Annotated in this window: 26 protein-coding genes and 1 pseudogene; 11 read left to right on the top strand and 16 right to left on the bottom strand. The window is 62.1% G+C overall.

Going from position 1 to position 26,804, the window contains the following annotated elements:
- Positions 1-35: 35 nt before the first annotated feature.
- Positions 36-812 (bottom strand): arginyltransferase, encoded by a 777-nt coding sequence (locus E8A46_RS07210; protein WP_291559103.1) that lies wholly within the window; start codon positions 810-812, stop codon positions 36-38.
- Positions 813-914: 102 nt separating this feature from the next.
- Positions 915-1,466, bottom strand: a complete 552-nt coding sequence (locus E8A46_RS07205; RefSeq protein ID WP_291559102.1) for an RDD family protein — start codon at positions 1,464-1,466, stop codon at positions 915-917.
- A gap of 218 nt (positions 1,467-1,684) precedes the next feature.
- Between E8A46_RS07205 and E8A46_RS07200 the strand changes: the two genes are divergently transcribed.
- Positions 1,685-2,020 carry a hypothetical protein gene (locus tag E8A46_RS07200; RefSeq protein ID WP_291559101.1) on the top strand — a complete coding sequence of 112 codons (336 nt, stop codon included), beginning with the start codon at positions 1,685-1,687 and terminating at the stop codon, positions 2,018-2,020.
- A 20-nt stretch (positions 2,021-2,040) separates the two neighbouring features.
- Here E8A46_RS07200 and hemB read toward each other — a convergent pair whose 3' ends face one another.
- The gene (gene hemB, locus E8A46_RS07195; RefSeq protein ID WP_291559100.1) at positions 2,041-3,102 is read right to left on the bottom strand and encodes a porphobilinogen synthase; all 1,062 of its coding nucleotides are present in this window, start codon (positions 3,100-3,102) and stop codon (positions 2,041-2,043) included.
- 192 nt (positions 3,103-3,294) lie between these two features.
- Between hemB and E8A46_RS07190 the strand changes: the two genes are divergently transcribed.
- The 4 genes from E8A46_RS07190 (at position 3,295) to E8A46_RS07175 (ending at position 5,365) form a co-directional block, all read left to right on the top strand.
- A complete protein-coding gene (locus E8A46_RS07190; RefSeq protein ID WP_291559125.1) occupies positions 3,295-3,756 on the top strand; it encodes a DUF6163 family protein in 462 nt (153 codons plus the stop codon).
- 436 nt (positions 3,757-4,192) lie between these two features.
- Entirely contained in the window at positions 4,193-4,708 is a 516-nt protein-coding gene (locus E8A46_RS07185; RefSeq protein ID WP_291559099.1) for a MarR family winged helix-turn-helix transcriptional regulator, read from the top strand.
- A 196-nt stretch (positions 4,709-4,904) separates the two neighbouring features.
- The gene (locus tag E8A46_RS07180; protein ID WP_291559098.1) at positions 4,905-5,129 is read left to right on the top strand and encodes a hypothetical protein; all 225 of its coding nucleotides are present in this window, start codon (positions 4,905-4,907) and stop codon (positions 5,127-5,129) included.
- A 14-nt stretch (positions 5,130-5,143) separates the two neighbouring features.
- Entirely contained in the window at positions 5,144-5,365 is a 222-nt protein-coding gene (locus E8A46_RS07175) for a hypothetical protein (protein ID WP_291559097.1), read from the top strand.
- Positions 5,366-5,387: 22 nt separating this feature from the next.
- Here E8A46_RS07175 and E8A46_RS07170 read toward each other — a convergent pair whose 3' ends face one another.
- The 3 genes from E8A46_RS07170 to E8A46_RS07160 all read right to left on the bottom strand — a co-directional run bounded on the left by E8A46_RS07170 (position 5,388) and on the right by E8A46_RS07160 (position 6,853).
- The gene (locus E8A46_RS07170) at positions 5,388-5,609 is read right to left on the bottom strand and encodes a hypothetical protein (RefSeq protein WP_291559096.1); all 222 of its coding nucleotides are present in this window, start codon (positions 5,607-5,609) and stop codon (positions 5,388-5,390) included.
- A gap of 228 nt (positions 5,610-5,837) precedes the next feature.
- Positions 5,838-6,407: an OmpA family protein gene (locus E8A46_RS07165; RefSeq protein WP_291559095.1), complete on the bottom strand. Its 570-nt coding sequence runs from the start codon at positions 6,405-6,407 to the stop codon at positions 5,838-5,840.
- 29 nt (positions 6,408-6,436) lie between these two features.
- Positions 6,437-6,853 (bottom strand): hypothetical protein, encoded by a 417-nt coding sequence (locus E8A46_RS07160; RefSeq protein WP_291559094.1) that lies wholly within the window; start codon positions 6,851-6,853, stop codon positions 6,437-6,439.
- Between E8A46_RS07160 and E8A46_RS07155 the strand changes: the two genes are divergently transcribed.
- Positions 6,852-6,986 carry a hypothetical protein gene (locus E8A46_RS07155; RefSeq protein ID WP_291559093.1) on the top strand — a complete coding sequence of 45 codons (135 nt, stop codon included), beginning with the start codon at positions 6,852-6,854 and terminating at the stop codon, positions 6,984-6,986. The genes E8A46_RS07160 and E8A46_RS07155 overlap by 2 nt on opposite strands.
- A 43-nt stretch (positions 6,987-7,029) precedes the next feature.
- On the opposite strand, the gene E8A46_RS07150 is transcribed toward E8A46_RS07155, so the two are convergent.
- Positions 7,030-8,571, bottom strand: coding sequence for a sensor domain-containing diguanylate cyclase (locus tag E8A46_RS07150; protein WP_291559092.1), 1,542 nt, complete (start codon positions 8,569-8,571; stop codon positions 7,030-7,032).
- A 1,232-nt stretch (positions 8,572-9,803) separates the two neighbouring features.
- On the opposite strand from E8A46_RS07150, the gene E8A46_RS07145 reads away from it, so the two are divergent.
- Positions 9,804-10,598, top strand: a complete 795-nt coding sequence (locus E8A46_RS07145; RefSeq protein ID WP_291559091.1) for an outer membrane beta-barrel protein — start codon at positions 9,804-9,806, stop codon at positions 10,596-10,598.
- Between the two features lie 82 nt (positions 10,599-10,680).
- On the opposite strand, the gene E8A46_RS07140 is transcribed toward E8A46_RS07145, so the two are convergent.
- The 9 genes from E8A46_RS07140 to E8A46_RS07100 all read right to left on the bottom strand — a co-directional run bounded on the left by E8A46_RS07140 (position 10,681) and on the right by E8A46_RS07100 (position 22,701).
- A complete protein-coding gene (locus E8A46_RS07140) occupies positions 10,681-13,947 on the bottom strand; it encodes an efflux RND transporter permease subunit (RefSeq protein ID WP_291559090.1) in 3,267 nt (1,088 codons plus the stop codon).
- Between the two features lie 234 nt (positions 13,948-14,181).
- Positions 14,182-15,606 carry a L,D-transpeptidase family protein gene (locus E8A46_RS07135; RefSeq protein WP_291559089.1) on the bottom strand — a complete coding sequence of 475 codons (1,425 nt, stop codon included), beginning with the start codon at positions 15,604-15,606 and terminating at the stop codon, positions 14,182-14,184.
- Positions 15,607-15,816: 210 nt separating this feature from the next.
- Positions 15,817-16,446 carry a hypothetical protein gene (locus E8A46_RS07130; RefSeq protein ID WP_291559088.1) on the bottom strand — a complete coding sequence of 210 codons (630 nt, stop codon included), beginning with the start codon at positions 16,444-16,446 and terminating at the stop codon, positions 15,817-15,819.
- A 250-nt stretch (positions 16,447-16,696) separates the two neighbouring features.
- Positions 16,697-16,984, bottom strand: coding sequence for a hypothetical protein (locus E8A46_RS07125; RefSeq protein WP_291559087.1), 288 nt, complete (start codon positions 16,982-16,984; stop codon positions 16,697-16,699).
- Positions 16,981-17,259, bottom strand: coding sequence for a cell division topological specificity factor MinE (gene minE / locus E8A46_RS07120; protein WP_291559124.1), 279 nt, complete (start codon positions 17,257-17,259; stop codon positions 16,981-16,983). Before minE ends, E8A46_RS07125 begins: the two co-directional genes overlap by 4 nt.
- Entirely contained in the window at positions 17,259-18,074 is an 816-nt protein-coding gene (gene minD, locus E8A46_RS07115; RefSeq protein ID WP_291559086.1) for a septum site-determining protein MinD, read from the bottom strand. The genes minE and minD overlap by 1 nt, the downstream gene beginning before the upstream one ends.
- Before the next feature lie 18 nt (positions 18,075-18,092).
- Positions 18,093-18,785, bottom strand: coding sequence for a septum site-determining protein MinC (minC, locus tag E8A46_RS07110; RefSeq protein ID WP_291559085.1), 693 nt, complete (start codon positions 18,783-18,785; stop codon positions 18,093-18,095).
- Between the two features lie 456 nt (positions 18,786-19,241).
- Positions 19,242-21,524 (bottom strand): hypothetical protein, encoded by a 2,283-nt coding sequence (locus E8A46_RS07105; RefSeq protein ID WP_291559084.1) that lies wholly within the window; start codon positions 21,522-21,524, stop codon positions 19,242-19,244.
- A gap of 337 nt (positions 21,525-21,861) precedes the next feature.
- Positions 21,862-22,701: a universal stress protein gene (locus tag E8A46_RS07100; RefSeq protein WP_291559083.1), complete on the bottom strand. Its 840-nt coding sequence runs from the start codon at positions 22,699-22,701 to the stop codon at positions 21,862-21,864.
- A gap of 842 nt (positions 22,702-23,543) precedes the next feature.
- Here E8A46_RS07100 and E8A46_RS07095 point away from each other — a divergent pair.
- From E8A46_RS07095 to glyA, 4 genes and pseudogenes are all read left to right on the top strand, one after another.
- Positions 23,544-24,182 (top strand): glutathione S-transferase, encoded by a 639-nt coding sequence (locus E8A46_RS07095; RefSeq protein WP_291559082.1) that lies wholly within the window; start codon positions 23,544-23,546, stop codon positions 24,180-24,182.
- Positions 24,183-24,211: 29 nt separating this feature from the next.
- Entirely contained in the window at positions 24,212-24,772 is a 561-nt protein-coding gene (locus E8A46_RS07090) for a hypothetical protein (RefSeq protein WP_291559081.1), read from the top strand.
- A gap of 216 nt (positions 24,773-24,988) precedes the next feature.
- Positions 24,989-26,245 (top strand): L,D-transpeptidase family protein, encoded by a 1,257-nt coding sequence (locus E8A46_RS07085; protein ID WP_291559080.1) that lies wholly within the window; start codon positions 24,989-24,991, stop codon positions 26,243-26,245.
- Positions 26,246-26,578: 333 nt separating this feature from the next.
- Positions 26,579-26,804: pseudogene (gene glyA / locus E8A46_RS07080) on the top strand (serine hydroxymethyltransferase); the annotation flags it as partial.

Here is a 26,804-nt window from a genome sequence, read left to right as displayed (position 1 = left end):
TGGATACCCGCATGCGCGGGGTATGACGGCCTGAGTCAATCCTGCGGCTCGCTCGTCACTTCGCCTGACGCGTCGATCCGCAGCCAGCCGGAAGGCGCGAGGCGCTGCTGCGGCAGGAAGCGGCCCTTGTAGTCCATCTTCTTCGAGCCTTCGATCCAGTAGCCGAGATAGACATAGGGCAGTCCCAGCCTGCGGGCGCGGGTGATGTGGTCGAGGATCATGAAGGTGCCGAGCGAACGGCCTTCCTCCGACGGTTCGAAGAACGAATACACCATCGACAGGCCGTCGCTGAGCACGTCGGTCAGCGCAACCGCCACCAGACCATTGCCGCGCCCGGTGATGCCGCTGTCGGTGCCGCGGCGGCGGTATTCGATGATGCGGGTTTCGACGTGGCTGTCCTCCACCATCATCGCGTAATCGAGCACGGTCATGTCGGCCATGCCGCCGTGGCGGTGCCGCTGGTCGAGATAGGCACGAAATACCGAATATTGCTCCGAGGTCGGCACCGCGCTGCGCTGCTCGCCGATGATGTCGGCATTGCGGGCCAGCACCTTCCGAAAGCCGCGCGACGGCCGGAACTCGTTGGCGATCACGCGAATGGAGACACAGGCACGGCACTGGTCGCAGGCCGGCCGATAGGCAATCGACTGGCTTCGCCGGAAGCCGCCATGGGTCAGGAGGTCGTTGAGGTCGCCGGCCTTTTCGCCCACCAGATGCGTGAACACCTTGCGCTCGTGGCGGCCCGGCAAATACGGGCAGGGCGAGGGCGCCGTCAGGTAGAATTGCGGGGTGTCACGCGAGTGCTGGGTCACGGGATGTCGTCAGTCTCCGAAAGGGCAAAGCCAAGCCAGCATCGCGCCATGGAGGCTAACGGTCAATTGGTTTGCAAACCGTTTGCTGGCATGGCCGTGGGGTCAAAATGTTCGCGCCGGCTGCGCCACCGGGTTGCGGACCGAGCTGTTGATGACAACGGTTCCCAGCACGATGTCGTGCAGCAGGCGCCGCCGGCCGTTAAACAGCCCGACCAGCAGCACCAGCGGCGACAGAAACGATATCGAAATCCAGAACAGCACCGCATGCGTGGCGCCCAGAACAAAATAACCGGGCGCCCCGTACCAGGTACGCAGTTCCAGATCCATCACGCGCATGCCGAGCGTCGCCGAATAGGGCCCGCCAATCGAGGCGCCGTAGTAAAGGATGGCCCAGATGATCGAGGCCGGCCATGCCAGCCAGAACAGGGCCCAGCCGAGCCCCAGCGTGATCAGCCCGAACACGGCGATAAACAGGTAGCCCACGATCACGGGGACCGACAGCACCACGAGGTCGATCAGGAACGCGAACACCCGCCGCGTCAGCACGCCGCGAAACAGTTCGGGCTGCGACAGCGGATCGAAGGCATGCGCCTGAAAATTTGTCCCGCCGCCGTAGTAGCCGCCGCCGGTATTTCCAGAACCGCTGTCTGACATGGTCCGTCCTCCAAGAAGGGTGCCCTGCGCAGGACATGGGAACCCGCCGCCATGCCGCAAGTCCCGGGATCATTAACAGGCAGCAATATTCCGGCGATTCCGCGGCCGGGGCGCCTGGGCCGCATGGTTTGGCCGAAAGGATGCGCGTTGCCGTCATCGGGCTTGGCGGTATTGTTCGAGAACAATCGAGATCCCGGCAAACCTCAGGGGCCCGGTGCATGCCGAAACAAGCCAACGCCTCCGCTGAGGACTTTTACCGCGCGGTCGCCGCCCGCTACGCCGGCAAATCCGACGCCGGCCGGTCGAAGGGCTTTGGTTCGAACGCGCTGAAGGTCAACGGCAAGATCTTTGCCTCCCTGACCAAGGGCCGGCTGCTTCTGAAATTGCCTGAAGCCCGCGTCGATGTCCTGGTGAAGTCGAAAAAGGGCACGCGGTTTTCAACCGGCGCCGGTCGCGCCAAGAAGGAGTGGGTGACGGTCGGGCCGAACAGCGCGCGCGAATGGCTGGCGCTTGCGGAAGAAGCGCGCGCCTATGTGAGCGCACTCGCCGGCTAGCCCGAACGCAAGCAGTCCAGCTAGGATTCCGCCTTCAGCTTCTCCGCCGCCTGCGGCGCAAAATAGGTAAGAACCCCGTCGGCGCCGGCGCGCTTGAACGCCAGCAGGCTTTCCATCATCGCCCGCTCGCCGTCGATCCAGCCATTGCCGCTGGCGGCCATGATCATCGCGTACTCGCCGGACACCTGATAGGCGAAGGTCGGCATCCCAAAGGTGTCTTTGACCCGCCGCACGATGTCGAGATAGGGCATGCCCGGCTTCACCATCACCATGTCGGCGCCCTCGGCGATGTCGAGTTCGACCTCGCGCAGCGCCTCGTCGGAATTGGCGCTGTCCATCTGGTAGGTGCGCTTGTCGCCGCTCAGCGTCTTGGCCGAGCCGACGGCGTCACGGAACGGGCCGTAGAAGGCGGAGGCATATTTCGCGGCATAGGCCATGATCTGGACGTCGAGAAATCCGGCGGCGTCCAGCCCTTCGCGGATCGCGCCGACGCGGCCGTCCATCATGTCCGACGGCGCGATGATGTCGCAGCCGGCTTCCGCCTGCACCAGGGCCTGCCGCACCAGTACCGCCACCGTCTCGTCGTTGAGGATCCTGCCGTCCTCGATCAGCCCGTCATGGCCGTGGCTGGTGAAGGGATCGAGCGCCACATCGCAGAGCACGCCCAGGCCGGGAAATTCCTGCTTGATGGCGCGCACCGATTTGCACACGAGATTGTTGGGGTTGACCGCCTCGGAGCCGAGCTCGTCGCGCAAGCCCGGCTCGGTATAGGGAAACAGCGCGATGCAGGGGATGTTGAGTTTCACCGCGCGCTCGGCATCGCGCACCGCCTGGTCGACCGAAAGCCGTTCCACGCCGGGCATCGAGGCGACGGCGCTGCGCTTGTTGTGGCCATCGGCCACGAACAGCGGCCAGATCAGGTCGTCGGTGGTGAGAACGTTTTCGCGCACCAGGCGGCGCGCCCACTCCGCCTTGCGGTTGCGGCGCGGCCGGACCACCAGGTCGAGGCTGGGGGCGGAGAGGGCGGTCTTGCCGCGCGGCGCGTCGCGCATTTCGATCGGACGCCCGAATTTGATTGCCATTTGATGTTCTCTCCTCGCGCGGCAGGCTGATTTCGATCCGTTCCTAGCACTTTGCGGGGCTTTCGTCACCGCGGCCTTGACCTGTCGCAAGTTCAATTGAACTTGCCGCAAGCCCGATTGATTTTGCCGCGCCGAGGGGCCATGAGTGTCCCCAACGGCTTAATCCTTGAGGTCATGAGCAGCACTCCCCTGATGTCCGAAACCCCAACGCGCGACCCGTCACGGGACCATGCCATGTCGGTGGCGGCGATTTCGTCCGAACGCATCGAATCCGACGATAATGTGTGGACCCGCAGGCTCGTGCTGTTCCTGCGCATCATGGCGGTCGTCTCCGTCGCCAAGGGGCTCTACCACTGGGCCCAGGTGACGGGCTTCATCGGCGGCGAAGAGGAAGCCTTCGAAAACCAGCCGATGGCCTGGCAGACCGCCACCGTGTATTTCGCCGTGATCGAACTGGTCGCCGCCGTCGGACTTTGGCTGGCGACGCCGTGGGGGGCGGTGGTGTGGCTGACGACCGTGGTGTCGATGGCGGTGATCGAGCTGATGTTTCCGGGCATCTACGGCGGCAGCCTGGTGGTGGTTGGATTTGAAGCCGTGATGCTGGCGGCCTATCTGGCTCTGGCCTGGATGGCGGCGCGGGAACGACCGCCATAGCGATCGCGCCAGGGTGCTCTCGTTCGCCAGCAACCTGTCGACCGGTAGCACGCCGCCGATTGGAAAAAGATGTATGCGATCTCCGAAAAGCCGGGGGTAGCCTATACAAATTATTTCTGGAATTTTCGCGGTAACTTTTCGGTCACCCTAACGTCCCGCCACACCTGTTACGCAGGCGTTTCAAATTTGAACGAAGCTGTTCCCATATGCGACAGCGACCGCCAACGAAGCGTGAACAGGGAGGGCGCACCGTCAATGAAAGGTTGCGAAAAGTCCTTGTCCGGTGGGCTTAATCCGCGATTCACTGTCTTAAATTCATGATCTCTTTATTGTCTTATTTAAGCTGATCTTCAAACGCGCCCCTTAAGTTGAAGCTATCAGGCGGGACCAAAGTTTCGTCGAATAAGTCGATAAAAACGACAACAGGGGAAGTGTCATGATGAAAGCCGTTGCAACGGCGGTGGAAACCGCCGAGCGCGCTCCGGGTCAGACTCCGGTACAGCCGCTCTATCTCGAAGCGTTGACTTTGGTGGAACGGCTGCATCGCCGTTTGCTCGACGTCATCAAGGACGAATTCGATCGCCGCGGCCGCGCCGACATCAATTCGGTGCAGGCGCTGCTGCTCTATAACATCGGCGACAAGGAACTGACAGCCGGCGAGCTGCGCACCCGCGGCTATTATCTCGGCTCCAACGTTTCCTACAATCTGAAGAAGCTGGTTGAACTCGGCTTCCTCGACCATCAGCGTTCGCGCGTCGATCGCCGCTCGGTCCGCATTCGCCTTACCGCGCAGGGCCAGGAAATCCGCCGCATCGTGGATGCGCTCTACCAGAAGCACGTCAAGACCGTCGAACAGGTCGGCGGCATCTCCAACGAGGAGTTCGCGACCCTCAACAAGTCGCTGCACCGGCTCGAGCGGTTCTGGACCGACCAGATCCTCTACCGGCTCTGAGATTTCTTTCGGCCAAGCCGGCGATCTGAAAAAGACCGGCAGCCAATCAATAACAACAACAGAGACTTCCCCCAGCGCATTGGTCCGGCTTTCCCGGGCCGGTGCGTTTTGTCTTTTCGGCGCTGCAAAAACCGGTTTCCCGAAATGGAACTTTTGCGCTGCGGCAGGCTTATCTTCCCAAGTTGGAGGACAGGCCATGCTGATCGAGCGCGGATTGCGGGTAATGAGCGTCGAAGTGGTGGGCGATGCCTATGCCATCGCCGCGAATTATCTGCGCCGCACCGGCGTCATCCCCGACAGCCTCGCCACCAACGAGGCGCTTCTCGAAAGCATCGTGTGGATGTTCGATCGCGGTGAATACAACAAGATCAGGCTCGCCAACAAGGCGATCGCGAAGTTTGAAGCCGCAGAACTGGTTTAGCCAAAGAGGATTTCATGGAAGCCGCCATCGACCGTATCATGATGACCTACGATCTGTTGTTGAACCGCTCCGCTGCGGCCAGCGCCGACGCGCGCGCCAAGGTGACGGATTACGTCACCACGCTGTTCGAGGCCGGCGAGAGGGACATGCATCGGCTCACGGTGTGCGGGCTGACATATTTGCGCGAACTTGACGGTTCAAGCGATCCAGTGAAGGCCGGGTTCACCGGGCTTTGAGCGCGGCAAGGCGCACGGGACATTAGTGGAAACGGCCCTTGTCGATGGCGGCCGTCGTATTTGCGGCAGACGCCGTCGCCTGGTGCGGCATACCCGTTGATCGGCTTTGAACGGCTACGAAGCTGACCAGAAGCAGCAAAGCCAACCCGTAGAAAAGCCCATAGCTGTTTCTCCATTTGCGAAAGGTCAGCCTGTCGTCATTTGTCGAGATATATTTGCTGAAGTCGCGATGCATCGCCGCCACCGGGTTTGCGTTGAGGTGAGGGCCGCCATGGCGGGCTCCCGATCACAACCCTTTAGAATCGGGCCGTCTGGCATTGGTAGCCCACCCCGTGCTTGGGGGCTGTGAACCAGCTCACATCGCCTGACAAAAATGCGGTCCCATGGAGCAGAGTTCGGGTTGCTTGCGGGGCGGCTTTGCGAGCGACAGGGAGCCATCGCTGTGGGCGCGTGCCGCTTCCCGCGCCCGCCGCTACAGCTTCCTGGCGGTCACAATCTGGATCTGCTGGTTGACCGGCGCTTTCGGATGCTCGGGATCCAGCAATTGCTCTTCGCCCAGACCGACCGCCTGAATGCGTTTTGGCGAGATTTTGAAGGTCGTCACCAATACGTCACGGATCGAATCGGCGCGTCTTTGGCTCAAGGTCAGATTGTATTCACGCTTACCCGTCGACTCGGTATGGCCGACGATCAGGAAGCCATAGGGCAGCATCCTGGGATCGGCGAAGGCGTCGGCAATGCGCCCGAGCATTCGGTAGGAATCAGGCCTGATGACCGGAGAATCGGGGTTGAACTGGATATCCAGATTGAGATGCGGCAGCTTGCGCAGTTGAGCGGCGACCGGCGGCCGCTTCAATGCGACGGCATCGACCTTCGACTTGACGCGATCGGAAGCCTGCTGGCGCAGCACCGCGGCATCCAACTCTGCCGTGGTTTCCAGATCGGCGAGTTGACTGACCATGTTTTCCGTCGTGACAACCGCCTGCGCCAACGCTGCAGCCACCGGCATCGCGACCATCAGGCAGACCGTCAACAGAGCCATGTCGCGCCGGGCTTTCTTGCCTGGTTGCATCAGCGATACCCCGCCTCGCTGATCGCCTTGTTGCAGTTCAAGGTCATCCCGCGCGGACCTTTCAACAGGCATGCGAGAACGTCGACGAAGACGTTCTGCGCGTCAGCGCAGTATTTTTTTTGATCGCGCTCGCACATCTTGGCGAACGCCGCGCGCGCCGCCACGCGCTTCTGGATCGCATCGAAGGCTCTGCCGTAGTCGGCCCTGCACTGCGGCGAAACCGTATCCTGGTTGCGGGTGAGGCACTCCTTCAGGCGAGGCGCATCGAAGTTAACGCCGAAGCAATTGGCGTCGATATCCTTGCCACAGCTTTCGCCCAGCATCGCCGCGGCGCTTTCAAAGCTCATCGTCTCGGCGAACGCCGGCGACGTCGTGGCCATCAGGAGAACAAGCGCGATGGGTCGGAGCTGGATCATGGCTTCAACTGAACTGGCGAAGCCCTCCACCGTCAAGGCCCGAAATAGGCGCAAGCCGGGTTATGATGGAGCCGATGCCGTGCAAATGGGTCCTGGCAAGCCAATAGTGGGTATTCAGGGTATTGCCGGATGAACCGACCGGCTGGTACCGCGCAATTGGCCGGCTCGCGACGGGCTTACGCGGCGTTTTTGCGCGCGATGGCGGCGGGCGCGGCGATCTCGACGTTCGCACGGACCGTGACGGTGTTGCGGCCCAGCGCCTTGGCCTGGTAGAGGGCCGCATCGGCCGCCTCGACCAGCCACGCCGGCGTTGCGGCCAAACGTCCCGGATTACAGGACGCCACACCCGCGCTCAGCGTCACGACGCCGAGCGGGCCGGCCTCGTGCCGGATCGCCAGCGCACGGATGGCGGCCTGCATGTCGCCGGCGATCTGGACGGCGCCGGCAAGGTCGGTTTCCGGGAGCAGGATCGCAAATTCCTCGCCGCCGTAGCGCGCGGCCATGTCGCCCGGCCGGCGCAGCACGCCCTGCACCGCGGCGCTGATGGCGCACAGGCAGGCGTCGCCGGCCGGGTGACCATATTCGTCGTTGAAGGTCTTGAAGAGGTCGATATCCACCATGATCAGCGACAGCGGCTGCCCGTTGCGCGCCGCGCGCTGGAACTCGCGCGCGATGGTCTCGTCGAAGCAGCGGCGGTTGGCCAGCCCCGTCAGCCCGTCGCTCAGGGCCTGCAGCCGCGTGGCCCGATTGGCCTGATCGACCCGATAGCCCAGCACGCCGATCACCATCAGGATGCTCAGCACGATCGCGCCATGCACCCGCAACTGGCCGTACCATTCGCTCAACACCGTCGAGCTGTTCTCGGCGACCATGGCGGTCATGGGATAATGCGGCAGATGGCTGGACGCTCCGACCCGGTTGACGCCGTCCTTGGGCGACAGATATTCGAGCGCGCCGGCGGGGGCTGCGGCCAGTGCTGCGAGTTCGCCGTCGCCGAAGGAATCCGGACTGCTGGCGAGCAGCATGCCGTTGTCCGCGACCAGGCTGATGAAACCGCCGGATTTGAGCTGGACCGTTTCGAACAGCTTGCGGAAGGAGTTCATCGACACGCTCGTCACCACGATCCCGGCGAAGCTGCCATCTATGGCATTGATCCGGCGCGATACCGTGATGTTGATCGAGCCGTCGACCTTGCTCCTGACCGGCTGCCCGACGAAGGCGTCGCGGGTGTCATGGCTGCTGAGAAAGCGGAAATAGTCGCGTTCCCGGTAATTCAGGCCGACCGGATGCAGAACCAGCGATTTGACGATGGCGTTGCCGTCCTTGTCGGTCAGGCCCATCTCATGGATCGCCGGCAGAGCCGAGGCGAGCGACGTCATCAGGCCGTAGAGGCGTTGCAGGGTTTCGGGGTTGGCGCCTTCGACCTCGACCCGTTGCGCCAGCGTGGCGACGACGGTGTCGGCTGTCTTGAGCGTGCTCTCGATCTGCTGGGAGAGCGATTCGGCCAGACTCGCCGTCACGATCCCGGCGCTGCGCAGGCTGGCTTCGCGCACATGCCACATCTGCCAGGCCTCGATCCCGACCAGGGCCGCGGACAGGCAGAGGGCAAAAGCAATGGTCCAGCTCAGCCAGGACGAACGCAGGAACGCTGGTGTGATTTTGGGCGAAACGGGCGGGGGGTGATCTGTCTTGTCATAACGCGCGGACGCTACGGGCAATATGCTCAAGCAGCACTAACGCGACCGGATAAAATTCGGCCTATTGCTAACAAGCTGAATCCATAATGTCTCTTATTTTAACGTTCGCGGTACCTGCTGTTCAACCAATAAAGCTCATGCTTGATCGAAGGCATTTTAATCCGCGCGATCTAATTGGCGGCCTCAGCTTCCCCAGGCTGGGCCGCTTCTTGTTTCGGCCGTGAATTCCCGGGTTCTTCAATTCATTAAATCTTCGATAGTGAGCGATATTGACCAGCCGCGCCGGAACTCGGGAGAGCATGATGGCTCGATCACCGACTCTCATCGGCATCTACCGGTGACTGAGAGCTTTGTGCTCCCGCCTGATCCAAGGTGGGGAGTATGCCCCGATTACAACAATCATTGACCGCTATTGAGCGTCCTCGCTGTTCTCGTTGCCAAACGCGGATGATGCTGGAGCGCATTTCACCAGGACCAATTGGTTTCGAACAGCAATTGTTCGAATGCCCCAAATGCGATCACGTTGAGATAATCGTCGTTGCATCGGATCCCTTCAAATCGAAGGCGATCGGATGGCTTTCCGGAGAACTCAGAGCGCCGAACTGAGGCAAATGCCATGCTCGACAAACAAAATCAGGGCCCACAGTGCACGGCTTGCGGTTCACCCATGAAGCTCTCCGCGATTGAACCGAGCTGCACTGGCCAGGATTTGAGAACGTTTACTTGTCCAGAATGCAAAAGAGTTCAGCGCCACATCATCGAGAGCGCCGTGACTGAGATTTGGCTAAAGCCGAGGCGATCGGTGAAGTGATGTATCGGCGCGAAGAGTGTCTGGTCCAAGCTTCGATCTGTCGTGAGAAGGCCAGAGCCGATCCGGCGCATCACGACTATTGGATCGACCAAGCGGTCGTGTGGCTTCAACGTGCCATCCAAGCCAGTCGAGGGAACGCGGTCACTCATCCGATTTAGCAGCATGATTTCAAAGCCGGCGCATTCGGCCGACTCAGTTAGTCTGGAATTTTACGTCTCACATGGCATTCGTATTTTCATGCCGAAGGTACCAAAAAAGGCGACGTCGCAGCTATCCGGATACCGGTAGTTTCAGGGAACCCGCTACTTTAAGGCAGGTGTGGCGGAGGGGTTGACGGTGTTTCCCCTTGAAGCGCGTAGACTGATTTCAGGAATCTCTCGCCGCTGGGGTCGCCGGGCTCATGGCGCTCAGTCGAACACGGCAACTGGGCTGGAGAAATACGATGAAGAAAGCTTTATTGGGTGCGGTCGGTCTGGTCATGTTGGGCCTCTCGGCTCCGGCGAGCGCCGCCGATTTGGCGGCCCGGCCATACACCAAGGCGCCGTCCCCGGTGGCTGTTCCCGTTTATGACTGGAGTGGATTCTATGCCGGTATCAACGGCGGCTGGGGCTCCGCCCACAAGTGCTGGGACATAACCGAGGGCTCTCAAGGTACTATTGTCTTTGCTCCGCCCGTTTCCATGGGTTGCCATGATGCTACCGGAGGCACTGTAGGCGGTCAGGTCGGCTATCGTTGGCAGATGACCAGTTGGGTATTCGGCGTGGAAGCACAGGGCAACTGGGCCGGCTTCAAGGGCTCCAACAACAACGTGGTTTTTCCGGCATTCCCGCTCACCGACCAATCAAAAGTGGATGCGTTTGGTCTGTTCACGGCTCAGGTTGGCTATGCTTGGAACAATGTGCTGCTCTATTTGAAGGGTGGCGCTGCGGTGGCTGATGACAAGTACATGACGTTCAATACTCCCACCGGCCTGCCTTTCGACCAAAGCAGTGAAACCCGCTGGGGCGGTGCCGTCGGCGTTGGTCTCGAATACGGTTTTGCTCCAAATTGGTCGGTTGCTTTCGAGTACGACCACTTGTTCATGGGCACGCACAACCAACGGGGCCATGGACTCGGAAACTTCGCGACGGCGCCGCTGGGCGGTTTTACGGGAAGTGCTGACGTCCATCAGGACGTCGACTTGGCGACCGTGCGAGTCAACTACCGCTTTGGTGGTCCGGTGGTCGCGAAGTACTGATCTGATCTATCTCCAGCAAATTAAGCCCCGGCATTGTCCGGGGCTTTTCTGTACCCGCTTCGACGGACGGGTGCCCGAGCGATCAGTTGCCCCGCCACATCAGCCTGCTCCAATGCCGGAAGCGATCGAGATACAGATAGACGACAGGTGTGGTGTAGAGGGTAAGGATCTGACTTAGGACCAGTCCGCCGATGATCGTGATGCCGAGCGGCTGGCGGAACTCGCTGCCTTCACCGAGGCCCACGATCAGCGGCACGGCGCCGAGCAGGGACGCCATGGTGGTCATCATGATCGGCCGGAAGCGCAGCAGGCAGGCTTCGTAGATCGCGTCGGCCGCCGGCAGGCCACGCACGCGCTCGGCATCGACCGCGAAATCGATCATCATGATGGCGTTCTTCTTCACGATGCCGATCAGCAGGATCACGCCGATCATCCCGATGATGTCGAACTGGGTGTGAAACAACATCAGCGCCAATACCGCCCCGACGCCGGCCGACGGCAGCGTAGACAGGATCGTCAGCGGATGGACGAAGCTCTCATAGAGCATCCCAAGCGAGATGTAGATCGTCGCAAGGGCCGCAAGCACGAGATAGGGTTCGCTGGCGAGTGACTCCTGGAAAATCTTGGCGGCGCCCTGGAACGAGCCGTGGATCGTCGCCGGAACTCCGACCTGGCGCATGGTCGCCTCGATCGTCGCCACGGCTCCGCTCAGCGAGACGCCTGGCGGGAGGTTGAACGAGATCGTGTTGGCGACCAGAAGCCCCTGATGGTTGACGACAAGCGCCGTCTCGCCCTGTCCGAACCGGGCGACGCTGGAGAGCGGAATCATCGTCTCCTGGCTGGTTGAGACCGCGGTGCCGGTCGACGATACGCCTTTGCCGGTGGCGCCGATGGAGTTGGTTGCAAGATTCCGGGCCGCGCTCGCCGCGACGGAATTGACCGAGGCCGCCTGGGTCGGCGAAACGACCGTCCCGGCCACGGCATTGGTCGTTTGCGATCCGCTGGCCGGTCCGCCGAGGGTAGAGACATAGACATCCTTCAGCGTCTCCGGATTTTGCCAGTATTCGGGCGCCACCTCCATGATCACGTGGTACTGGTTGCGCGCCACGTAGATGGTGGAGACCTGCCGCTGACCGAAGGCATCGTACAGCGTGTTGTCGATCTGGCTGACCGTGATCCCGAGGCGTGAGGCGGTATCGCGGTCGATGACCACACCGGCCTGAAGGCCCTTGTTTTGCTGGTCGCTGCTGACGTCAGTGAGAGTGGGTATGGGCTGAAGCGCGGCGACGATCTTCGGTGTCCATTCATTCAGTTCCTCGGAAGTCGATCCCTGCAGCGTGTACTGATACTGCGCGTTGCCGGAGCGGCCGCCGGTGCCGAGATCGCCTACCGCCTGCAGGAACAGCGTGGCACCGGACACGGCGGCTAGCTCGTTCCGCAATTGGCCGATCACCTGCTCGGCCGACAATTTGCGGTCGCGAAGCGGCTTGAGTGACGCGAAAACGGTGCCGGAATTGGTCGAGCCCGCGCCCGGACCGAGGCCGCCACCGGTGAAGCCGACAGCCGTATCGACCGAGGGATCGTCTTTGACGATGTTGACGAACTGCGTCAGCTTCTGCTGCATCAACTGAAACGAGATGCTTTGATCGGCCTGGATCGATCCGACCAGCAGCCCGGTATCCTGCTGCGGCACGAAACCCTTTGGCACGGCCCCGTAGAGATAGAAATTCAGGCCGAGGACCGCAGCCAGAACCAGCATGACCGAGCGCGGATGACGCAGCGCAATGTTGAGCGTCCGCCGATATCCGCCCAGCAGCGCGTCGAACAGGCGTTCGCTCGCCCGATAAATCCGTCCGTGCGGCCGGTCGCGCTCGCTGCGCAGCAGCACCGCGCACATCATCGGCGTCGTCGTCAGCGAAACCACCAGCGAGATCACGATGGCAACGGTGATCGTCATGGCGAATTCGCGAAACAGCCGGCCCACCAGGCCACCCATCAGCAGGATCGGGACGAACACCGCGATCAGCGATATGCTCATCGACAGCACCGTGAAGCCGACCTCTCTCGATCCCTGCACCGCAGCCTGCAGCGGCGGCGTTCCGGCATCCAGATGACGGGAAATATTTTCCAGCACGACAATGGCGTCGTCGACCACGAAGCCGGTCGCGACCGTGAGCGCCATCAGCGAGAACAAATTGAGGCTGTAGCCGAGCAGGTACATCACGGCAAACGTCGCGACCACGGAGACCGACACCGCCACCACCGGCACCAGCGTCGCGCGCGCGCTGCGCAGGAACGCGAACACTACGAGGATGACTAGAACCACCGCAATGATGAGGGTGATTTCCACGTCCCACAACGAGGTCCGGATCGTGATCGAGCGGTCGACTGCGAGATTAACGTCGATCGCGGGTGAGACCGATGCGCGCAATTGCGGCATCACCGCCTTCACCCGGTTGACCATCCCGATGATGTTGGCGCCGGGCTGCCGGTAGACGATCATCATGACCGCCCGCTTGCCATTGGCAAGGCCGAGGTTGCGCAGGTTCTCTACCGAATCAAGCACCTCGCCCACATCGGCCAGACGCACCGCCGCGCCGTTGCGATAGGCGACCACCAGCGATTTGTAGTCCGCCGCCCGGATGGCTTGATCATTGGAATAGATCTGAAAGCGCTGGCCTTCGACGTCGATGCCTCCCTTCGGACTGTGGGCGTTGGCGCTGGCGAGCGCGGCGCGGACGTCTTCCAGGCCGATGCCGAACTTGTAGAGCGCCTGTGGCGCGAGTTCGACGCGCACGGCGGGCAACGAGCCGCCGCTGACGCTGACCTCGCCGACGCCCTCGACCTGCGACAGCTTCTGCGCCAGCACGGTCGAGGCCGCGTCGTACAGTTCAGCGGGCACCAGCGTATCTGACGTCAACGTGTAGATCAGAATCGGCGCGGAGGCCGGGTTGAACTTGCGATAGCCGGGGTTGCTCCGCAGCGCGGTCGGCAGATCGGCGCGCGAGGCATTGATCGCGGCCTCGACGTCGCGCGCCGCGCCGTTGATGTCGCGATGGATGCCAAATTGCAGATTGACGCGCGCCGAGCCGAGCGCACTCGCCGACGTCATTTCGTTGACATCCGCGATCTGGCCGAGATGGCGCTCCAGCGGGCTTGCTACCGTGGTCGCCACGTCCGCGGGACTGGCGCCCGGCAGTGTCGCCTGCACGGAAATGGTCGGGATATCGACATCCGGCAGCGGCGAGACCGGGAGCTTGAAAAAGGCGATAGTGCCGGCGGCAACCAACCCGAACGTCAGCAGCGTTGTGGCGACAGGCCGACGGATGAACGGTGCTGAAAGACTCATGCGTGAACTTGATCCTCGTTCACCATATACGCCGTAACGTGATCCGTTCAACGATCAGGATTGCCGCATCCGGACCGTGCTTCGCTGGATATGCGATTGTTGCATCAAGGCGGCGGATCGTATCCTGCCGCTGATTTTGCCGGTTCTCAGATTCGAGTCATTCCGGCCACAGCAACAGGCTCATGCGTTCAACGATCCGTTTCTCAGGCGCGTCAATGGCGGAAAACAACGGGCTCACCAGGTGGAAAAGGAGCCCCCGAATGGCGATCGCCCATCGCGTGGGCGCGCGAAGCTGAATTCGGCCGCGGGCTCGCGGCGCCGGCTCTTGATGCCGCCTTGCGGCTCTCCGCTCAGCAGCACCACGAAATCCGTGCCTTTGCCGGTCTCGGAGCTCAATGCCTCGTCGGTGACGATCAGGGAAGATCGCGGCGTTATCGCGGCGATACGATCCAATGCGTCCTGTGGAATGACAATCCGGTCGAGCGCGCTCCTGGCGCTGGCTGGCCCCGGGCCTTGCTGCTCGGACACGCTGCCATGCGAACGCCCGGCTTGCAGGGAGACCACGCTCCATCGCAAGCCTGCCTCGCCGCCGGTCCGTTCCATGGCGGTAAAGATATGCGTGCCGATCGGACGATCGGGATCCAGGATCGTCACGGGAACATCCAGCACGGGCTCAAAGCCCTGCCGGACATAGAGCCGCTGGGTCTTGCGGCTGATCAGCACCGATACCGGCTCGAGCTCGCGCATCACCTGACGCGCCGCCTCGGCCGCGGCCGACCGCGCGGTCTCCGCGGCCGCGACGGCGTCGAGCTTCGGCTGCAGCAACGCCTTTGCGGCGTCCAATGGCGTTTGCAACTCGGCAACCCTGGCCAACGCCTGTGCCTTGTCGCTTTCAGCCCGTTCCTTGGCCTCGCCCGGGATGGCGGAGCCAAGCGCCGTCTCGGCGGTCGCCAGCAGCGCCTCGGCCCTCCGCTTCTGGTTTTCCGCCATTCGCACCGGCACCATGAGCTGCGTCGATTCCCGGACAGCGGCCCCGACGGCGCGTCTGGCTTGTTCGGCCTTCTTGGCCGCCTCATCCGCCTCCGCCATACGGGCGGCGGCGAGGGCGCCGGCACCCGGCTTCGGCTGAAACAGAACCGGATGGGCGATCTCGACGGGCGCTACATCGGTCGGTGCCACGATCACCCGCAAGCCCATTTGGGTCACGTCAAACAGGCGTTCGGCGAAGTCGAACGGCATCCGGACGCAGCCATGAGACGCCGGATATCCCGGCAGCGGGCCGCCGTGGAGCGCAATGCCCGACCAGGTGAGGCGCTGCATGTGGGGCATGAAGGCATCGTCGTACAGGTTGGAGTGGTGATCGGCATCCTTCTGGATGACGCTGAAGATTCCGGCGGGCGTCTCGCGTCCCCGCTGGCCGCTCGACACCGGTGCCCGGAGGATCCAGCCATTCGCGTCATAGACGGTGACCCGCTGGCTCTGCAGCGAAACGATCGCCATGACCGGTTCGCCGGCGGTCCGCGATTCGATCGACTCGACGGCGCGTTCGCCGCGGCGCTCCGTGGCGCTGGCATGACTTCCGGCCGCGGTCAGCGCGGCCAGAACCGCAATGGCTAGATGAACCGAGCGTAGCCTTGACTGCTCGCATGTCGAGTTCACAAAAAGGGACCTCACAATGGGGCTACGCCAGCTTGCACGTTGGAAGATTCATAGGGCCATTCGGTCGAACCTGCCAAGACCGAACTTGCCGAATGTCGTGGCGGCCAGAATGGGCTGGTTTTGCTTGAGGGATAGGTTCGGGCTCATCGTCACGCTGCAGGAGACAGCGACGAGAGCAAGCGCCGCACGAGCGGAAAGCAAGCGCGTGCGTTAGCGGCGACCGAAGGCAAACGGAGAAGCACCGGGCAGCAAGGGCGAATTGATGTCGCTGTCGAGGCGCCCCGACTGCTGGGTGAAGCCTACTCCGAGTGACAGGCTGAGATTCGGCGCCGGCTGGAATTCGACGCCGGCATGCGCGCCGTAGCCGGGCAGGGTGCCGGACATGGCGTCGAGCGGGGCCAGAGGGCCACCGCTGCCGACATTATATTTCAAGGTGTCGAAGCCGGCATAGATCTTCAGCGGCATGCCCGCGTTCTGGAAGGTATAGCCGAACTGCAGGCCTTCGTAATAAAGTGAAGGGATATTGCCGAACGCTCCGTCGCGGTTGATGCCGTTCATGCCCAACCCGATGCCGCCGCCTTCGCGGCCGACAAACCAGCCGTTGGAAAAATTGTAGCGCATGGTGGAAAAGCGGTCGCCGCGGACGTCACCGCCGTCAAAGCTCGGAAAGTTGCCGTAAGTGTTCGGGCTCTGGCCGTCGGACGGATTGCCGGCGAAGCCGGCGGGCCAGCCCGGAATCCAGTAGGTCACAGGGCCGGTTTGGGCATGGGCCGTTGGGCTGCCGAGACAGAGCGCGGCCACCACCAATGCAAGACCCAACCTGCCTGCGAAACCGGACATCCGCGCTACCGCCATGTCTCCTCAAACTGCAAGTATCGTGAAAATATACGCCGCAGGGATCGGGAACGCCAGTGCGTCGTCGCCGGCCGCCGCGTCACCAGAAGCCCCGACATCATGCCGTGGGCGCGCTCGGGCCGGCGCCGGAACAATCCAGCGGGCAGGGTGGGGCGATCTTGCCCGTTTCAAAGTGGACTCCAACAGCAATTGAGCTGGGTTGCTCCACTCAACCGCAGCCCACCTTGCGGGCCGGTCAGCGCCGGCCAATGCTGCGAGCGTTCCAACTGCACCAGCTCACGCTGGCCAGACTTTGAAGGTCCGTTGCGACAGGCCGCTTGGTCCGCCTCTCATGGGCCGCGATGCATCGCTCGGATTCCTCGATCTTCCGCTTCAGGCTGGCTATGGCTTTTTGCGTTCGGCCGCTCGAACTGGCGATATCGCCAGTCCTGAACCGAGCCGTTTCCAGGGCCTTCACGGCGTCACGGTTCTTCTTGAGCTGAACCCTGTGCCAGGCAATGTCGCTATTGCTGTCAGCAATCATGTCGCAGCCGCCGCGATCGATCTTTCGAAGCCGTTGGGCACTTCAATATCGACTTCAAGCGTCGATACATGTTTGCCCCTATCCATCCTGACGATGACCTTTTCCGGATCAAGCACGACGTGCCGCGAGACCACGGCAAGGATCTCGGCCCGCAACAGTCCCAACAAGTCAGGCTGGCCGCGCAAACCGCGTTCGTGCGCCAGGAGAATCTGCAACCGTTCCCGTGCAACAGGCGCGGAAGCAGTACGGCCACCGAGGAGCCGCAGCAGATTCATCATGCCGCCCTCCGTCCCAGCAATCGGTTCATCAGGCCTTTTCGTTCTACCGGCACCGTCATGGTGACAGCTTCGCCCAACAGACGACGCGCGGCGTCGACGTAGGCCCGGGCCGGCGCGCTGGCGGCGTTGTTCAGAGTAACCGGCGATCCGACGTTCGACGCACGCAAGACGTCCTGGCTCTCGGGAATGATTCCCAGCAGCGGCGTCGCGAGGATTTCGAGAATATCCTCGATGCTGAGCATTTCTCCCCGTGCCGCGCGCGCCGAGTCATATCGGGTTATCAGCACGTGCTTCTCTACCCTCTCACCCCTCTCGGCCTTCACCGTCTTTGAATCGAGCATTCCAATGATGCGGTCGGAGTCGCGCACCGACGAGACTTCAGGGTTGGTGACGATGACTGCCTCGTCCGCATAGCGCATTGCAAGCGTCGCGCCGCGCTCTATGCCCGCCGGACTATCGCAGAGGATCCAGTCAAATTTCGTTCGCAGGTCCGCGATAACGCTTCTAACGCCTTCGTCCGTCAGGGCGTCCTTGTCCCTGGTTTGGGAAGCGGGAAGCAACCACAAATTATCGAGGCGTTTATCGCGAATGAGGGCTTGCGAGAGTTTTGCAACGCCTTGCACCACATTGATGAGGTCGAACACAACCCGTCGTTCCGCCCCCAAAACAAGATCGAGGTTGCGCAGACCGACGTCGAAGTCGACGACTACAACTTTTTCTCCCATTTGCGCGAGCGCCGCGCCGAGCGCGGCTGTAGAAGTTGTCTTACCGACGCCGCCTTTGCCAGACGTCACGACCAAGACTTTGGCCATTCTTACCTCCCTAGCCGATTAATTCAGCGGTGTAACTTTCATGATGTCGCCTTCGAGCCACGCCTGAGCCGGTCGATTGCGCAAAGCAGCGTCTATTTCTTCAGCAGTCTGATAGTAACCGTCGATGGCCAGCAGCTCTGCCTCGATCTTCTGACAATAAATCCGGGCGGCTGAATTGCCGTTGACACCCGCCATCGCACGGCCGCGAAGCGCTCCGTAGATATGGATAGAGCCCCCGGCGACAATTTCCGCGCCGGAGCCGACCGAGCCCAGCACTGTCACGTCGCCTTCGGTAAAAACAACCGACTGACCGGATCGCACCGGGCTTTCGAGCAATAGGGACATGGGTTTCGGTTTGGGCTCAGGCTTTTTCGGTTCGTTCTGCATAAGCACACATTGGCGTCCCCCTGTGAGTAAAGGCGGCATGCTCGTACTGAGGTGAGCGGCGTCCACACCCTCAATGCCAAGGACACGAATATTCCGTTGTTCGAGGCTTGTGACGAGGTGCGCGATACCGGTTCGGCTAAGGTCCACGGCGGACAGGTCAAGCACCACTGGCTTCCCGACAAAGAACCCGGGCGAGCGGGCGAGCGTTGCGTCTATTTCCTCGAGCCAACTTACGATCGGCACGACCGGGCAAAACACAAACGCAACGTAAGACCGGCCTCGCATGCGAACCAGTTGGCGTGATGGCTGCGGAATTGCGTCCATGGTGGTCGACTCAGCTTTCTTTTCGAATGGTTAACGATGCGCGGTCATGGTTAACGACTGGTTAATGGTGCCGACTTTCGGCTAAGAGCCGGTGTCACGCGTTTTGGATGGCGCAACGTCGGTTTTCCGGTTAGTCGCGGCATTTTTATCGTGCGCGAAAAACTTCCGCTCTTCCGGCTAACGCAGAGTTTTGAGTGTTCGTCGGCATGGCCGTGCCAGCGGCAACCAGCGCTCGCCGCCGATCACCGCATCGGCCGGATGTTTGCTATCTCAGTGCGCAATCAGCAGCGGAACGGTGGCGTCTCGCAGCGACTGGCACACCGAAGAAGCCGGCGTGAGTTCAGGCTTAAACCGAGTGCGCGCCCAATCGCTTCACTTTGACCGCACGGCGCCCACTTCCGCTATTCCCCGCACACGTTCCGCATGTTTGGGGCGCCATGATCGCTGGCGTAAACGCTACGGCGTGAATTTGTAAGACACGCCGGCGCGGACGGTATCGATGGTCTGGCGGCCGCCCTTGTCACTGAATGACGCGGTCCCCACCACGTTCGATGCTTGGGTCGTTGTGGACTCAACGGTGCCGAAATCATAGTGCAGGTATTCAAGCCGTGCGATCCAGTTCGAGCTGCCGATAAAGCTTTCGACACCGAAGCCGGCTACCCAGCCGAAATGATCAAGCGGCGTTTCGCTGGTAGCTATGGTCGTATTCCCTGGCAAAGCTGTGACGTCAGCAGAGGATCGGTGCACGCGCTCCCATCCGAGGCCGCCGGTGCCATAGAGCAGCCAGTTGCCGGCCGGCGTCCAGCCGAGACGGCCGCGGGCGGTGCCCAGATATTTCACATTGTCCGAAAGTGTTTCGGTCAGGCTGTTTTGGCTGGTGGCCGGGACGGAACTGCCTTTGATGCCGGTGGCGCTGCTATCGATTTCGAGACCCGCGACGACGCTGGTGTACTGCCAATTGTAACCGGCGTGGCCGCCGACAAGCCAGCCTTCGGATTTGATGCCGCCATCGAAAGCCGCCACCGGACCGAAGGAGGTGAAGTTCGTCGAGAAATCGTTGTCTTTCCAGCCGTAGCCGCCGTGGGCGCCGATATAGAATCCGGCCCAGCTCTGCAGCGGAGGCGCCATGCGAGGCGCTTTGGTAACCATCACGGGCGCGGCCGCTGCGGCAAATTCCGGACCGAACTTGTAGGAAACGCCGGCGCGCACCAGGTCGATGGTCTGGCGACCCGCTGTAAACGCCGCGGTGAAGGTTGGTGTGCCGGGCTGAACGACGGTTAGGCTGGCGTCGGTATTGATGCGGCCAAAATCGTAATGCAGATATTCGAGGCGGCCGATCCAGTTCGAACTGCCAAGCTTCATTTCGCCGCCGACACCCGCGACCCAGCCAAACCGGTCGAACGGTTCGACAAACCTGCTGTTCGTCGTCCCGGCCGGTTGTACGGTTAAATCATTCTCGCCGCGCTCCAGGCGTTCCCAGGCAAGACCCGCGGTTCCGTACAGCAGCACGTTGTCCGTCGGCAGCCAGCCGAGGCGCCCTCGCATGGTTCCGAGATATTTCACCTTTTCATCGAGGCTTACCGTGAATGTGCTGCCTGGAGTGCCGGCGACAACTCCGGTGTTGGTATTGCCCTTGATGTCAGCCGCGCTGAGGTCGATTTCGAGGCCCGTCACGACGCGATTATACTGCCAGTTGTGACCGAACTGCCCGCCGATGGCCCAGCCTTGCGATTTTGTCCCATCGACCGAGCCTGGCGTAGTGGCCGAACCGAACAGCACCACCGATAGCGGAAGCGAGGTCGGATCGTTTGCCCAGCCATAGCCGCCATGGCCGCCAAGATAGAAGCCCGCCCAGGGCGACGACGACGGCGCAACCGGCGCCTTGGCATAGGCCACGCTTGCCATCGCTACAGGCTCGCCGAACTTGTAGGAGAGCCCGGCGCGTACCACGTCGATGGTCTGCGAGCCGGCGGTCGTGATGACGGTTGGGCTTCCGGTTGCGATAGGGCTCGATGCGGTCGCGACCTGTCCGAGATCGTAGTGCAGATACTCGAGACGCCCGATCCAGTTCGGGCTGCCGAGCATCACTTCCGCGCCGACGCCCGCGACCCAGCCGAATTTGTCAGTCGGAGTCCGGCTGAAGAAGACCTCTGAACTCGTTCCGCCAGCTTGCGTGATGCTTATGGTTTCGCCTTCGGTTCGATCGAGCCGCTCCCACGCGAGGCCGGCGGTGCCATAGAGCAGGACGTTGTCGGTGGGCAGCCAGCCGAGGCGGGCTCGGGCACTGCTGAGGTATCGGACGTTTTCGCCGAGCGTGTCGCTGGACAAGATCGTTGCGGCGCCCGGCACAACAAAAGTCCCGCTAACACCGTTGGTGCCGTTGATATCCGCGGCGCTGAAGTCGATCTCAAGCCCGGTGACAACGCGGCCGAACTGCCAGTTGTAGCCGGCTTGGGCCCCATAAACCGCGCCCTTCGACCGGACGCCATTGATCTGAGCATCGGTCGTAAATTCGAAATTCGCAGGCGTGGAAAAATTGTCCTGCTTCCAGCCATAGCCGCCATGAACGCCGAGATAGAAACCAGCCCACGAGGCGACCGCGGGGGGTGGCGCTTTTGCCACCGGAAGGTCGGCGGCGAGCGCCGGGCCAGCCAGCACTATCAGCGAGGTGCCGGCGAGAAACAACCTGCCCAACGGCGTCGCGCCTATGCCCGATCCAGCCTGCATTGCAACGGACATACGGGCCACCCATTTTTTTCAAAAAAGAAAATCAATATCTCTCACGACACCACGCCTAACGCCGAATCGCCAGCGTAAATTGTCCCAAAACCGCCGAACCGTCGCGAAGCTTTGGAAATTTGCCTAAACAGCAACAATTCGAAACGACTTTCCCGAGCGGCCCCTGGCGTCCGGTCCCCGACTTGCGGTTTGGGTCATTCGCGTCATTTGGACCGTGCACCAAAAGCTTCGGCTCTTTCCGGCTCAGGCAGGTCTATTTGGTGTTCGTCGGCATGACCGCGCCGGCGGCAAACGGCCTTAGCAGCCGATTGCTCCCGTCCGCGGGACAATGGCCATCTCAGTGCGCAATCAGCAGCGGAACGGTGGCGTCTCGCAGCAGCGATCGGGTCACGCCGCCGAAGATCATTTCGGTGGTCCGGGCATGGCTATAAGCGCCGACCACGATGAGATCGGAATGGTGGTGTTGCGCATGGGCCAGGATGATCTTTGCGATCGGCTCGCCATGCGACTGCACCTGTTCGACCACCACCCTGGCGCCGTGACGAATGAGATATTGGGCAACGTCCGCGCCAGGCTCCTCGCCGTGACGGGGATTCTTCTGGGGGTCGACCACGAGGATGGTGACAGACCGTGCGCCGATCAGAAACGGCAGCGCATCGGTGATCGCGCGTCGCGCCTCGCGGCTGGCATTCCAGGCGACCATGACATGTTCGGCAGCGCCGGCCGTCCAGGGCTCCGGCAATAGCAGGAATGGCACGCCGGTGGCGAGAAGCAGCGATTCGGCCGACCGGTCGCGCGGCAGTCCTCCAGGTCGCAGGCCTCCGACGATCACGAGATCGGCATGCAGGGAATTCAGCGCGGCGCCGTCATTGAAGTCGTCCTCATGGAGGAAGCGGAATTCGGAACGGATGTCTTCCCGGGCGCAGATCGCCGAGAAGCTTTGTTTCGCAGCGTCGATCGCGGCGGCTTCCTTTGAACGGTGGCTGGCGATGACCTGCCGGACAGCCTGCCGCCCCTGCACAAAGGACTCCGCGGTACTGCCAGCACAGCTCGAAGGCACCGCGAAAATCCCGATCAAATGGGCTTCATGACGCGCCGCCATCGCGGCCGCATAAGTAGTGCGTATTTCGCTGGCCGGCGTGGGATCGACAAACACGGCGATGCTTTTAAATGGCATTGAAAAAATCCCTCACGATCCACTGGCGCCTGCCGTGGTCTCGCACCGATCGGCGTCGCGATGTTACATCATAGCCTCCCGGCCGGTCCGCACTTTGATCAGGCTCAAGAGGCGCGACGTTGAGGGCGAAGCGGACACCCCGGTCTTGGTGCCGAAGAAATCCGCCTGAGGGCCGGTTCGAGCCCAAAAAGCCGAAGTCTGCGTCCAAAAGCCCAAGCCTGGCCGCTCGCTTTCGGCAAATTTATTTCGGAATTTCCGAAAAATCGCTTTTCACCTGACCCAAATCAGTCATATATTTCCGCCATCCCGCCCAACATGAGGGGCGTTTCGCGATCGTCACGGACGTGGGGCGGGATGCGGTGGACGCGGCGGCGGCGCAAGACGAGCGGCGCTGATCGGCCTTCCCCAAAGCTTCGGCGGGACCGGTACCAGGACCGTCGAGCGGCTTTTGCGGAAGGCTTCCGCGGACGGCGAAGTCGTGTGGTCCTGACGCCCCGACGCTGGCGTCAAGTTGGCGGAAGCGATTCCGCCGGCGACGGTGGCAAAAAAGCCCGGTCACCGGGGAGAGCGCGAAGGAAACCGTTAAAACCACTCGCGTGCGGGAATGCCGGGTGTTTCGGCGTACTCGTGGTGACTAACGCGCGTGTTTACTACACTACACGCGCGGCTGCGGGTGCGCTGGCACCCGGCATTCCCCACGCCCTCTTTTGGGGGGCGAAGGATTTAAGGCACAACCCGGGCGTACTTGCGCCGCGGGACCGAGTATGGCTGTCCATCTTGCTGCTGCCCTTTTTCAGGGGCCTCTGGTAAACGTCGGCGGATCACGACGCCCGGGGAACTCCATGCTCACCTTGCATCATCTCAATGACTCCCGCTCGCAGCGGATCTTGTGGCTGCTGGAGGAACTCGGGACGCCTTATGAGATGCAGCGCTATCAGCGTGACGCCGCGACGCGGCTGGCGCCGCCGGAACTGATCACGGTGCACCCGCTCGGCAAGGCGCCCGTGATCGTCGACGGCAGCGTGCGGATCGCCGAATCCGGCGCGATCGTCGATTACCTGACCCGCACCTACGGCCAGGGAAACGGCAAGCCGGCGATGATGCCCGCCATCGGTACGCCGGATTACGAGACCTACAATGAGTGGCTGCATTATGCCGAGGGCTCGGCGATGCTGCCGCTGATGCTCAATCTCTATGTCTCCAGGCTGAAGGAAGCCGGCGCGCCGTTGCATCCGCGGATCGACAGCGAGATCGCCAACCATCTCGGCTATGTCGATGGCGCGCTGACGGGCAGGGAGTTCTTTATCGGCAACGCGCTGACCGGCGCCGATATCCAGATGAGCTTCGTCGGCGACATGGCCAAGGCGTTCAACAAGCTTGGGCCGTATCCGGCGCTCGCCGCCTGGCTCGCCCGCATGCATGCGCGCCCGGCGTTCCAGCGCGCGATCGAGAAGGGCGGCGCCTACCGCTTTGCGAAATAGGTTTTGCGTTGATGTTCAGGCGGGAAAAGATGAAACGTGTGTCCGGGTTCGGTTTGCTGCCGCTGCTTTTGCTGGCGGCCTGCACGCAGCCCAGTTTTTTGAGTTCAGGCGTTTTGAATTCGCCCACCGGCACACCGCCGGGCGGTTTGAATTCGCCGGCCGAGCGCGCAACCGCCAGGCAGCCGATTGCCACCACCTCGGCCGACCAGTGGCAGCCGCCGCCTGATCCCGTATTCGTCGATGAATCCGTGGCGCCTTCTTCTATTCTGCCGAGCAAGGTCGGTGAGTGCGCCGACACGACCATCACTTCGATCACCGACCGGTTCGGCGCGGATTTGACGCCCGCCAAAAAGGGATCCGAAAAGGGCACCTTCATCCGATTCAGCAACTCCGGCGTCCAGGTTTCGCTGGTGAAGGAGCGCTCGATCGTTCGCTCCCAGGTCTTTGACAAGGTCAACATGTGCCTGGTCGAAATTCCCAAGGGCTGCCCGGCCGGGGACAATCGCGGGCGCCTCTACAAGACCACGAATTTGCGGACGGGAGAGAGCTGGAGCCTGCCCAACGACATCAAGAGCTGCAGCGGCGCCTGAGCTGCGAACGTCGAATGAACGGCCGGGGCCTGCCGCTTTGCAAAAGGGCCTTCACGTGTTTGCGAAGCTGGAATTTGCCGGGTTATCCGCACCGACTGGGTTTGCTATGACGAGGTCATTCCGGGGCGCGCGAAGCGCGAACCCGGAATCTCGAGATTGGGGGTCTGGTCCTTCGGACCATCCCGGAATGACGAACAAGGACCCGATCGCCATCCTATGAACTCGCTCACCCGCCGATCCTTCCTCGCCACCGCCAGCGCCGGGCTCGCCGCCGCCGCGTTGGTACGCCGCGCGCGCGCGGCCGGGGACCAGACGCCCGATCAGACGCTCGACGAACTGATCAGGGAAAATCAGGAAAGCGGCGTCGGCAGCGGCTTCGACAACGCCTCGCGCAACGTCAAACTGCCGAAGAAATCGCTGCCGACGCTGTCGCCCTCGACGGCCGAGACCACGCAAACCTCGATCGCGCAATACGAGGCCATCGTCGCCAAGGGCGGCTGGCCGGAAGTGGCTCCGGCCGAGGGGTTGCGGGTCGGCGTCAAGAGCCCGGTGGTGCCCGCCTTGCGCGAGCGGCTGGCGATCGCGGGCGATCTCGAGCTCAATTCCGGCGACCGCCAGGTCTTCGATTCTTATGTCGATGCCGCGCTGCGCCGCTTTCAGGTGCGCCACGGGCTGCACGGCGACGGCGTGGTACACGAGGCGACGCTGCGCGCGCTGAATGTTCCGGCCGACAAGCGGCTGGCGCAACTGCGGACCAATGCGGTCAGGCTGAAAGGCCTTTCCGGCAATCTCGGCAACCGGATCGTCGTCGCCAACATTCCGGCCGCCCAGATCGAGGCGATCGAAAACGGCGTCGCGGTGACCCGCCACACCGCGGTCGCCGGCAAGCCGGACCGGCCCTCGCCGGACATCCGCAGCAAGATCGTGCAGATCAACTTCAACCCGTTCTGGACCGTGCCGGTGTCGATCATCCGCAAGGATCTGATTCCGAAGATGCAGGCCGAGCCGGATTATCTCACCAAGAACCACATCCGCATCTTCGACGCCAAGAACAACGAGCAGGCGCCGTCGCAGATCGACTGGTATTCGGCGGAGGCCGTCAATTACAAGTTCAAGCAGGATGCCGGCGATTTCAATTCGCTGGGGTCGATCCGGATCAATTTCCCGAGCCCCGACGGCGTCTACATGCATGACACGCCGTCGAAGAACCTGTTCGGCGAGGATTTCCGCTTTGCCTCCTCCGGCTGCATGCGCGTGCAGAACGTCCGCGAACTGGTGTACTGGATCCTGGCCGAGACCCCGGGCTGGTCGAAGGCGGAGATCGACGAGGTGATCAAATCCGGCGAGCGCAAGGACGCCAAGGTCGCCAAGCCGTTGCCGCTATACTGGGTCTATGTGACGGCCTGGGCGACGCCCGACGGCGTGGTCCAGTTCCGCGACGATATCTACAACCGCGACGGGGTCGCTGGCTGAGCCCCGGGGCGGAGATGGCGTGGGAGGCTGGTTCTGGTGTCCCGGGCGCAGCGCAGCATGAGCGCAAAGCGAAATGGTGCGCTGCTGACCCGGGACCCACACTTTTTGCGACGTTATTGGGTCCCGGCTCTGCGGAGCAGCGTGAACGCTGCACCGGGTCCGGAACACGAGGCGGGATGGTATCCCACACCATATCTTGCATAAATATCAGGCTCCTACCGCAACCGCTTGGCCATTCCGGGGCGATGTGGTATCCCGCAATACTCTTTCGACCGCCATAAGTGACCGACCGCAATGCCTCTATCTGGTTGCGGCGGTGGAGATATTTCGCCCATGAGCTCTTCTTCCAGCAGCGCCAAGACCACCTCCGCCCCCGACTCGTTCTTTACCGCAGGGTTGACCGAGGCCGATCCCGACATCGCCGCCGCCATTCGCGGCGAACTCGGCCGCCAACGTCACGAGATCGAGCTGATCGCGTCGGAAAACATCGTCAGCCGCGCGGTATTGGAAGCGCAGGGCTCGGTCCTGACCAACAAATATGCCGAAGGCTATCCAGGCA

Origin of the sequence: Bradyrhizobium sp., assembly GCF_004799445.1 — a bacterium.
Lineage (GTDB): Bacteria > Pseudomonadota > Alphaproteobacteria > Rhizobiales > Xanthobacteraceae > Bradyrhizobium.
This window is presented reverse-complemented; position numbering and strand designations above follow the sequence as displayed.

Bases quoted from the DNA above. Each gene is read 5' to 3' on its own strand.
- E8A46_RS07180 (WP_291559098.1), top strand. From the start codon at position 4,905: ATGCTGATCGAGCGCGGATTGCGGGTAATGAGCGTCGAAGTGGTGGGC.
- E8A46_RS07145 (WP_291559091.1), top strand. From the start codon at position 9,804: ATGAAGAAAGCTTTATTGGGTGCGGTCGGTCTGGTCATGTTGGGCCTC.
- E8A46_RS07175 (WP_291559097.1), top strand. From the start codon at position 5,144: ATGGAAGCCGCCATCGACCGTATCATGATGACCTACGATCTGTTGTTG.
- E8A46_RS07140 (WP_291559090.1), bottom strand. From the start codon at position 13,947: ATGAGTCTTTCAGCACCGTTCATCCGTCGGCCTGTCGCCACAACGCTG.
- E8A46_RS07100 (WP_291559083.1), bottom strand. From the start codon at position 22,701: ATGCCATTTAAAAGCATCGCCGTGTTTGTCGATCCCACGCCGGCCAGC.
- minC (WP_291559085.1), bottom strand. From the start codon at position 18,785: ATGGACGCAATTCCGCAGCCATCACGCCAACTGGTTCGCATGCGAGGC.
- E8A46_RS07200 (WP_291559101.1), top strand. From the start codon at position 1,685: ATGCCGAAACAAGCCAACGCCTCCGCTGAGGACTTTTACCGCGCGGTC.
- E8A46_RS07125 (WP_291559087.1), bottom strand. From the start codon at position 16,984: ATGATTGCTGACAGCAATAGCGACATTGCCTGGCACAGGGTTCAGCTC.
- minE (WP_291559124.1), bottom strand. From the start codon at position 17,259: ATGAATCTGCTGCGGCTCCTCGGTGGCCGTACTGCTTCCGCGCCTGTT.
- E8A46_RS07090 (WP_291559081.1), top strand. From the start codon at position 24,212: ATGAAACGTGTGTCCGGGTTCGGTTTGCTGCCGCTGCTTTTGCTGGCG.
- hemB (WP_291559100.1), bottom strand. From the start codon at position 3,102: ATGGCAATCAAATTCGGGCGTCCGATCGAAATGCGCGACGCGCCGCGC.
- E8A46_RS07130 (WP_291559088.1), bottom strand. From the start codon at position 16,446: ATGTCCGGTTTCGCAGGCAGGTTGGGTCTTGCATTGGTGGTGGCCGCG.
- minD (WP_291559086.1), bottom strand. From the start codon at position 18,074: ATGGCCAAAGTCTTGGTCGTGACGTCTGGCAAAGGCGGCGTCGGTAAG.
- E8A46_RS07095 (WP_291559082.1), top strand. From the start codon at position 23,544: ATGCTCACCTTGCATCATCTCAATGACTCCCGCTCGCAGCGGATCTTG.
- E8A46_RS07190 (WP_291559125.1), top strand. From the start codon at position 3,295: ATGTCCGAAACCCCAACGCGCGACCCGTCACGGGACCATGCCATGTCG.
- E8A46_RS07085 (WP_291559080.1), top strand. From the start codon at position 24,989: ATGAACTCGCTCACCCGCCGATCCTTCCTCGCCACCGCCAGCGCCGGG.
- E8A46_RS07160 (WP_291559094.1), bottom strand. From the start codon at position 6,853: ATGATCCAGCTCCGACCCATCGCGCTTGTTCTCCTGATGGCCACGACG.
- E8A46_RS07165 (WP_291559095.1), bottom strand. From the start codon at position 6,407: ATGGCTCTGTTGACGGTCTGCCTGATGGTCGCGATGCCGGTGGCTGCA.
- E8A46_RS07185 (WP_291559099.1), top strand. From the start codon at position 4,193: ATGATGAAAGCCGTTGCAACGGCGGTGGAAACCGCCGAGCGCGCTCCG.
- E8A46_RS07155 (WP_291559093.1), top strand. From the start codon at position 6,852: ATGGCTTCAACTGAACTGGCGAAGCCCTCCACCGTCAAGGCCCGAAAT.
- E8A46_RS07205 (WP_291559102.1), bottom strand. From the start codon at position 1,466: ATGTCAGACAGCGGTTCTGGAAATACCGGCGGCGGCTACTACGGCGGC.
- E8A46_RS07105 (WP_291559084.1), bottom strand. From the start codon at position 21,524: ATGTCCGTTGCAATGCAGGCTGGATCGGGCATAGGCGCGACGCCGTTG.